Origin of the sequence: Planktotalea sp. (assembly GCF_039984035.1) — a bacterium.
Taxonomy (GTDB): Bacteria; Pseudomonadota; Alphaproteobacteria; order Rhodobacterales; family Rhodobacteraceae; genus Planktotalea.
Window position 1 is genome coordinate 1 of record NZ_JBDWVM010000231.1, and the last position, 8428, is coordinate 8428.

An 8428-nucleotide genomic window follows, 5' to 3' on the forward strand; every position below is an offset into this window, starting at 1 on the left:
AAGCCACAGCCATAAGTCGAACCGTGCCGTTAAACGCAGGCATGTCGAAAGTCACTTTCGCCATGCCTGTAGCGTTAACTGTGACGAGACCAGAGAAGTAAGCAACCAAGTCCTGAGTTGGTGGCGGGCTTTTCATCCGCAAGCGTGAAACAGCGTCCCCGCCAGAGCGCACCTGCCCCATCGCGCCATTCATTCCGTCAATCAAGCGACCATAGACATCGCGTATTTCCATGCCCAAACGACGTTGGCCAAAGTAATGCTCGGACGGATCAGGGCCATCAAATGCCGTAAGATTCAAGATGCCCAAATCAACCGCTGCCAATGTCACATAAGCTGTTTCGCCCGCAGTGATGCCATCGACCTGCACGCCCACCTCTAGCGGACCACGCGGCCCAGAGGTATCGGGCGCATCGATAGAGACCGAGAGCTGTTTCGCGTCCGGATCAATCTTTGCGTAGGACAGGCCAAGCACGCGCGCAGGGTTTTGTCCGGCAGCAACATCCATCGGGCGGATCACATTGGCCGTCACATACGCACCTGCGCCCCATTCGTCGGTCACGTTCAGCGGAATAATGTTTTCGCCTTCTGCCACATCAACCGTTTCCATATGGATCACCCGGTTGGACATAACAGAGATAAGCGCCGTTCCAGCAAAACGTGGCACAAGACGTAGCTCTGCCGTGTCACCGGTTTTGTAGTTCTCCTTGTCGAGAGACAGTTCCAACGTGTCAGGCGTGCGAGAGGTATCTGCAGGTGCATACCACCCTGCGTAAAAATCGCTGGAGGAGGCAATCGGTTCACCGTCCAAACGCTCAACCACCACCTCGTAACGTCCCCATTCAACAGGCGCGCTGATGCGCAAGGGCGCGGTGCCGAGGGTGACAACCTCGCTCACCACACGTTTGCGCGTCGTGACAGGTTCCCAATCCCAATTGCCGTATAGCTGATACCACTGATATCGCGTGCGAACGCGGTTAACTGTCCAGCGCACCTGCATCGGTGTTGGGTTAAGGTTCGCATCAATCGCAATGATCTCCAGCTCGGCATTGCTGCCCTGTGGCACCACGCCATCGAACACTTCTTTGATCCCGATCATCGGACCACTCGGCGCAAGCGCACGGGTGATTTGACGTTCCACAGGCCGTCCGCTGCCTTCGGACACGCGGATCGTTGCGCGCATTTGCATAGGCACGCGCGCGCCTTCCATTTCTGGCATCTCAAGCGCGACAGTCGCATTTCCTTGAGCATCTGTACGACCAGCACCTGACAGGAACTTGGTGCGCGCGCGAATGGGTTCATTGTAGCGCCCGAAACGGAACCCTTTAAAGCCTTCCAATTCAGAAATCGCGCTCAGCCGTACAGCCCCTTCAATCGGCAAATCACCCCCGGGTGCGCCAAAAAGATACCGCGCTGACACTGTTAATGGCGGGGTATCATTGGGACGGATTGGCGTGTCCGGCAAAGACAGATCAAAATCGATGCGCTCTGGGAGAAAATCCTCAACCAGCAGTTTTTGCGTCGCAAGCGCTGGCGCGTCCGGATCCGCCTTCATGGCCAAGGTCCACGTTCCGCGCGGCACTGTCGGCCCAAGAGGCAGAGCAAAGACATGGCCGCCCGCGCTGTCGTTATTCGACAGGTCACGCGTATATTCAACGCCATCAGGTCGGGTCAAAATCGCGGTGATCGGCACATCGCCCAGTGCCGCGGCTGTTCCATCCCGCGCAAGTGCGGTGGCAAAAATCGTCTCGCCCGCTCGATACGCCCCGCGATCAGTTGTGAGGAACAGATCAATCGGACCCGCAGGTTCACGCCCCTCAACGCCGCGATCAGACAGATCGAAAGCAGGCTCTGTTAAGGACATAAACGCCATATCCTCATCGCCCTGCTTGGCCAGGACCAAGGCAGGCGCAGCGCCGCCCGTGCCGCGCGTGAGCCCTGCTGCAAAGCGCGCATAACCATTGGTGTCTGTTATGCTTGTTCCCAGTACGCGGTTGGAACGGGAAAGGAGTGTCACTTCGATACCCTCCTTCGCGGACGCATCTGACAGGCCACGCACAAACGTATGGACGCCATCAACACCCTTCAATGTGCTCAGACCAAGATCGGAGAGGATGAACCATTGCGTTGCGCCTGCGTCTTCATACACAGCAACGCCCGGCACGCGCGCGGTCAATGCATAGAGACCCGCAGGCAAGTCCTTGATCAGATCACCCATCGGCAACCGGGTTGTCATATCCTGATTAAGCGTATTTTCGACTTGTCCCGTTCCTGTCCAAACCTCTTCGCCGATGTTGCGTTTGAACATCTCGTCTTCGTATTGGCTGAGCGGACGCGCGAACATATCCTCCTGCATGGTGCGCAACACGTTGCGATCACTCACACGGCGCAGAAGAAGGTCAACTTCATCAAGATTCACCGTTTCCAACGGAATGGCAGCATCTGCCGCTTTCGGCAGCACATAGGCGCGACCAGGGAAGCGCGCAGAGGCCGTTCGATCACCAACGTACATCGTCAATGACACATCTTTGACCAGCTTTTCACCGCTTGCGGCAGGCAGGCCAGAACGGAACGTCACCTGATAGCGCACGCCATGCTCAACGCCATCGATACAGATTTGACGACTATCGGATTCAACGAACAAGCTTTGGTCAGGGAGCTTCACGAACGGCGTATAATCAACGCCTGCTTTAACAAGGCGTTCAGAAAATTCCGCGCAAATCCGTGGCGTCGCGGAATCCTTATCAACGCGATGCTCGGTAATGCGAAACCCATATTTGGCAATCGCTTTATCGAGCGCTGCGATGACATCATCGCGCGGCTGGATCGACTCTGCCAATCGCAACGCCGGGATCATATCGCGCCCACGACCATCGCGCTCCATCGCCTCGGCCATAATTTGCAGCGCGCTCACCTGAGCCGCAGGGCTGGGTGCGCGCAGGTAGGCGTTAGCGGCCGCATTTAATGCGCGACGACGGAACTTGCGCTTATCCGACGTGCTTTTCGCGTTCACCTCAAGCGCAAGGCGCGCATATTCGGCCCACATATCACTAGCATCAGATTGCGCAGTTGCCGCGCCCATCCAATGCATCGCGCTCATCAAATTCTTCTCTGCGCGGCGATCCCGAACAGCGTCTAGCAAGACCTGCACGCTCCACTTGCCACCGGGATGCAATGCGCCCAGACCCTCTGCCTGCGCACGGATTGCACTGCGATCACGATCACTAAGAAACCCGAGATCATTCGCGCGTGCTGTCGCGGTCTGAAGGGTATTCGCATTTGCGCGATACACCTCGGCAGATAGCGCACCCTCATAGGTTTGCTTTTCACTCACACCGCTTTTGGGGAAACAGGAATTAGAGCGCTGATTAAATGTAAACGCTGTGCATTGAGAATTGCTCAAACACGCGGTTTCGCAAGCGTCCTGTGTTGTATCAAACAGGTTCGTTAGATCAGACCCAAAGAAATCAACGTCCTTTGAATAGACCAAACGTTGCTCTGGAACAAGACTGGTTTGAGCCAACATTGGCGTGGCCATAGATAAGCCAAGAATAACAGCGGCGAAAATGCGGCGCATGGGAAACTCCTTAAATCAATAAGACAAACGTGACACGGCATACGGGCGTTTGGCAAGTTTTCTACCCGTCGATTAAATCAATCTTCACTTCCTAGGCGGATTGTCACCGGTGTCTGAAACCCTGATTCTAGTGATTGCCGCATGAGCCTTGCGCATAAACTTTCCCAAGAACGACGTGCGCGTCTTGCCGCAGAACGTCTTTTGGAGATGAAAGAGGCTGAGCTCTTTTCCGCCAATCGCAAGCTTGGTCGACATGCCCGCGCTCTGTCAGATCGGATCGAAGAAACCGAAGCCGAAGTCGCAAATGTGCGCCACGAAAACAGGCGCGTTAAGTCTGATCTCTCCGCAGCGCATCAGAAAATCGAAATCGCCGAACGTCGTCTTTGGCAATCCATCCGCACGATCCAAGACGGTTTCGCCTTTTACAATGCGGACAACGAAATGGTCGGCGCGAACAATGCATATCTCAGCGTCTTTGATAACCTTGAGGACATGAAGCCCGGTGTGACGTATCAGGAGATGCTGTTGATCCTGACCGATGAAGGCATTGTTGATACAGAGGACTTGAGCGCCAGTGAATGGCGCGCATCGATGTTGGAGCGGTGGAATTCGCCAAAGCCTGAGCCGCGTATCATCAAATTTTGGAACGGGCTTTATGCCAAACTGGTGGATGAACGAAGCGCAGAGGGTGATGTTGTTAGCCTTGCGCTCAACATCACCGATACGATCCGCTATGAAAACCAACTCAAGAAAGCGAGGTATGACGCAGAGGCTGCCAGCCGCGCAAAATCAGCCTTTCTCGCGAATATGAGCCACGAAATTCGCACCCCTATGAATGGTATCGTAGGCATGGCCGATCTATTGGCCGAAACGAACACCGATGAGGAACAGAACCTCTTTATTGATACCATTCGCAACTCGGGCGAGGCGCTGTTAACCATCATCAACGACGTGCTCGATTACTCCAAAATTGAAGCAGAGAAACTACAGCTACGTCCGATTACGTTCGATTTCGAACAGTGCATTCACGAGGTTATGCGCCTGCTGCAGCCCTCCGCACGGGACAAAGGTGTTGCGCTGCTTATTGATTATGACCTCTTCTTACCAACCCAGCTTTTTGGCGATCCGGGTCGCATTCGTCAGATACTCACCAACATTATCGGTAACGCAGTTAAATTCACCACCGACGGGCATGTTCTGATCTCTGTCACAGGTCACTATGAGGCGGGTGTTTGTGAGCTACATGTCACTGTTCAGGATACTGGCATTGGAATTCCGGCTGATAAGATCGATCACATTTTTGGCGAATTCAATCAGGTCGAAAGCGAAAAGAACCGACAATTCGAGGGAACTGGCCTTGGCCTCGCGATCACCAAGCGTTTGATCGAGATGATGGATGGGCGCATTTGGGTCACGTCAGAGGATGGCGCTGGAACGTGTTTTGGCTTTCAAGCCATGCTGCAGTGCGATCCAGAAGGGGCGCTGGATATTGTTAAACCCAATATTGGCAAAGCAATGGTTGTCGATAGATCGGACATCACACGCTCCATACTCGAGAAACAGATTTCCCTGCTCGGTATCAAATGCCTAACTGCGGTGGATAAACAGGCCGCAATGACCGCCCTTACTGATGATTGTGAACTGGCCGTAATCGACGATCTACAAGGGGAAATGGATGGGTATGATCTAGCGAAAACGCTACGCGAGGCGAAGCCTAGATTGCCGATTTTCCTCATGACATCAAACGCAGGTATTGCTGAGGCAGACCCAGCACGCGACCTTGTCACTGCAGTGCTGCAAAAACCAGTCGCGCGACAAACCTTGTTTCGACATCTTATGGCCCTGCAATCGGAAGAGGCTGTGCCCGTCAAGAGCCAAACACCTGTCTTTACGCATACTCGCCGCATCGGTGAAAAAGCGCCGTCAGACCCGAAACATGCGGTCGCGCCCGCACCTCAAGAGCACCGCCAATTGCGCATTCTGGCCGCAGAAGACAATAAAACCAATCAATTGGTTTTTAGCAAAATGTTAAAAACTTTGGATATTGATTTAACCTTCGCCAACAATGGCGCGGAGGCCGTTGAACTATTCCAAAGTTTTAAGCCCGATCTCGTCTTTATGGATATCTCGATGCCGCAAAAGGACGGCAAGGAAGCAACGTGCGAAATTCGCGCCTTGGAACAGTCGGGCGGGACACATGTTCCAATCGTCGCCATGACAGCCCATGCAATGCCCGGCGATGAAGAGGCAATCATCGCAGCAGGCCTCGATTATTACCTGACCAAACCTTTGAAAAAGGCCCTCGTCATCGAGCAAATTACGAAGCTAAAGGTTGCAGGAACGCGCCCTGCACTCAACGATCAAGACGGATAGTCACGCAAGAAGACAAACTTGTCTCCCTCGCTCATATCCGGCTGGAATGCATAACCGCCCGTATCAAAACTTTTGATATCGTCTGCGTTCGTCAGGCGATTTTGCACAACATACCGCGCCATCGCACCGCGTGCCTTCTTCGCAAAGAAGCTCACGATCTTTGCTTTTCCGTCTTTCAGTTCCATGAAGACGGGGGTCACAACACGAAGCTTAAGCGCTTTGGGTGCGACCGCGCCGAAATATTCTTGGCTAGCGCAATTTACTAGCGTGTCAGTCCCGACAACCTCGGCCTGATCATTCAGCTTTTTAGAAAGGTCCGTGCGCCAGTAGTCGTAAAGGGATGCACCGCGACGGGTTTTCAAACGGGACCCCATTTCCAAGCGATAGGGCTGAATCCCATCAAGCGGCCGCAACACACCGTAGAGACCCGACAAAATGCGCAAATGATCTTGCGCCCAAAGCAATTCATCCGCGTCTAAAGTCGACGCTTCCAATCCCTGATAGGTGTCACCAGCGAAAGCGAAGGCCGCCGGTCGCACTGCATCAGCCGTTGGTTCTGCTTCGAAACTGCGAAACCTGTCGCGATTGAGCCGCGCGAGATCATCGCTCAGGCTCATCAATTTTCGCAAATCACCAAGGGTCAGGTTCTTGGCGGTTTTTGCCAAACGCACCGCATCTTCCTGTAAATCAGGCGCTGTCATTTCGACATCACGTTCCGCCCAATCCAATCGTTTTGCTGGTGAAATCACTGCAAGCATATCCGCCCCCTTAATTGACCCTTAACGACTTAGCTCGCCTCACGCAGGACGTCCAGAAAAGCGCGGCCAAATCTTTCACTGCGTCGTTCGCCCAAAATCCGTTCAAGCGCATCTTCATTCTGCGGTTTTTGCGCAGCCACCTTTGCAAGCAAAGACGCGGAGCAACTCAGAGGCTTGTCGTGACCCTCGCCGCCCCGGGCCAGATCTGCCTGCACTTCCAGCAATCGATCATACAGCGTACCGCTTTCCTTGCCCGCCAACTTCCGGCGCGCGGGATGAACGGCTTCGACTTCTCCGACAATGACTTCTAGGAAGGCCGAACCATACGTTTCAAGCTTCTTCGCACCAACACCGCCAATCGCGGCCATGTCGTCCAAATTTTGCGGACGGTTTTGCGCCATTTCAATCAGCGTTTTGTCATTGAAAATAATATAGGCCGGTACGCGCGCGGCTTCTGCCAAGGCGCGGCGCTTGGCCTTGAGCGCGGACAGCAGCGGCGCGTCTTCTTCGTTCACCAACGCTTTGACGCTGGGTGCAAATTTCGACGCTTTTTTGATCGTGTCTTTGCGCAACCTGATCGAGGCTTCGCCCCGCAAAATCGGCAGCGCATCGTCCGTCATACGCAGTGCGCCATGACGTTCAGGATCGGGGCGCACCAAATCGTGGCCCATCATCTGACGAAACACAGCTTGCCATTCGCGCTTGCCATATTCGGTGCCAACCCCAAAGGTCGGCAACCCATCATGACCGCGCGCGCGGACTTTGTCGGTCTCAACGCCCATGAGAATATCGATAAGATGCCCAGCGCCGAAATATTCACCCGTACGTAGAATTGCGGACAGTGCTTTGCGCACAGCGGTCGTGCCGTCAAAGACTTCAGCAGGCGCATCGCACAGGTCGCAGTTTTCGCATTTCACATTGGTCTCACCAAAATACGCGAGCAGACTTGCGCGGCGGCAATCGAGCGCTTCGGCCAAACCAAGCAATGCGTTCAATCGCGCATGATCCGCAGCACGCCGTTCGGGTGGGGCAAGCCCTTCGTCAATCTGGCTTCGGCGCAGACGAATGTCATCAGGGCCATAAAGCGTCAGGGTTTCAGCAGGCGCGCCATCACGGCCACCACGTCCGATTTCCTGATAATAGGACTCAATTGACTTAGGCAGATCAGCATGCGCGACCCACCGGATGTCTGGCTTATCCACGCCCATGCCGAAAGCAACGGTCGCTACGACGATCAAACCATCTTCGCGCTGGAAGCGTTTTTCCACCTCCCGGCGCGCATCTGGATCCATACCGCCGTGGTAGAAACAGGCTGTATGCCCTGCTTGACTCAAAGCGCCAGACAGACCTTCGGTCTTGGCGCGGGTGCCGCAATAAACGATGCCGGACTGCCCCTTTCGCGCTGCTGCAAAAGACAGGATTTGTTGGCGCGGGCCATCCTTGGCAGCAAAGGCCAAATGAATATTGGGGCGGTCAAAACCATGCAAAAACGTTTGGGGCGTTTGACCATCAAAGAGACGCGTTGCAATTTCTTCGCGCGTTTCAGCATCTGCTGTAGCTGTGAAGGCCGCAACTGGAACATCCAAAGCGCGACGCAGATCGCCGATGCGCAGGTAATCAGGGCGGAAATCATGGCCCCATTGGCTCACGCAGTGGGCTTCATCCACTGCGATGCGGCGCACGCCTGCACGACGCAGCAGATTAACGGCACCGCCAGACGCCA

The 8428-nt window shown here is 54.6% G+C and carries 4 protein-coding genes; 1 reads left to right on the forward strand and 3 read right to left on the reverse strand.

All coding sequences use genetic code 11. The annotated features are described in order from the left end of the window. Positions 1-3574 (reverse strand): MG2 domain-containing protein (locus tag ABJQ89_RS10460; protein ID WP_348496182.1); only part of this gene is annotated, 3574 nt, incomplete at its 3' end. A gap of 141 nt (positions 3575-3715) precedes the next feature. On the opposite strand from ABJQ89_RS10460, the gene ABJQ89_RS10465 reads away from it, so the two are divergent. Then, positions 3716-5947 (forward strand): response regulator, encoded by a 2232-nt coding sequence (locus ABJQ89_RS10465; protein WP_348496183.1) that lies wholly within the window; start codon positions 3716-3718, stop codon positions 5945-5947. Here ABJQ89_RS10465 and yaaA read toward each other — a convergent pair. Beyond that, entirely contained in the window at positions 5935-6705 is a 771-nt protein-coding gene (yaaA, locus tag ABJQ89_RS10470; protein ID WP_348496184.1) for a peroxide stress protein YaaA, read from the reverse strand. The genes ABJQ89_RS10465 and yaaA overlap by 13 nt on opposite strands. A 29-nt stretch (positions 6706-6734) precedes the next feature. Further along, on the reverse strand, positions 6735-8428 hold a 1694-nt coding region (locus tag ABJQ89_RS10475; protein ID WP_348496185.1), incomplete at its 5' end, for a RecQ family ATP-dependent DNA helicase.

What these genes read in the sequence shown, in the direction of transcription:
- yaaA (WP_348496184.1), bottom strand. Translation starts at nt 6,705, where the DNA reads ATGCTTGCAGTGATTTCACCAGCAAAACGATTGGATTGGGCGGAACGT.
- ABJQ89_RS10465 (WP_348496183.1), top strand. Translation starts at nt 3,716, where the DNA reads ATGAGCCTTGCGCATAAACTTTCCCAAGAACGACGTGCGCGTCTTGCC.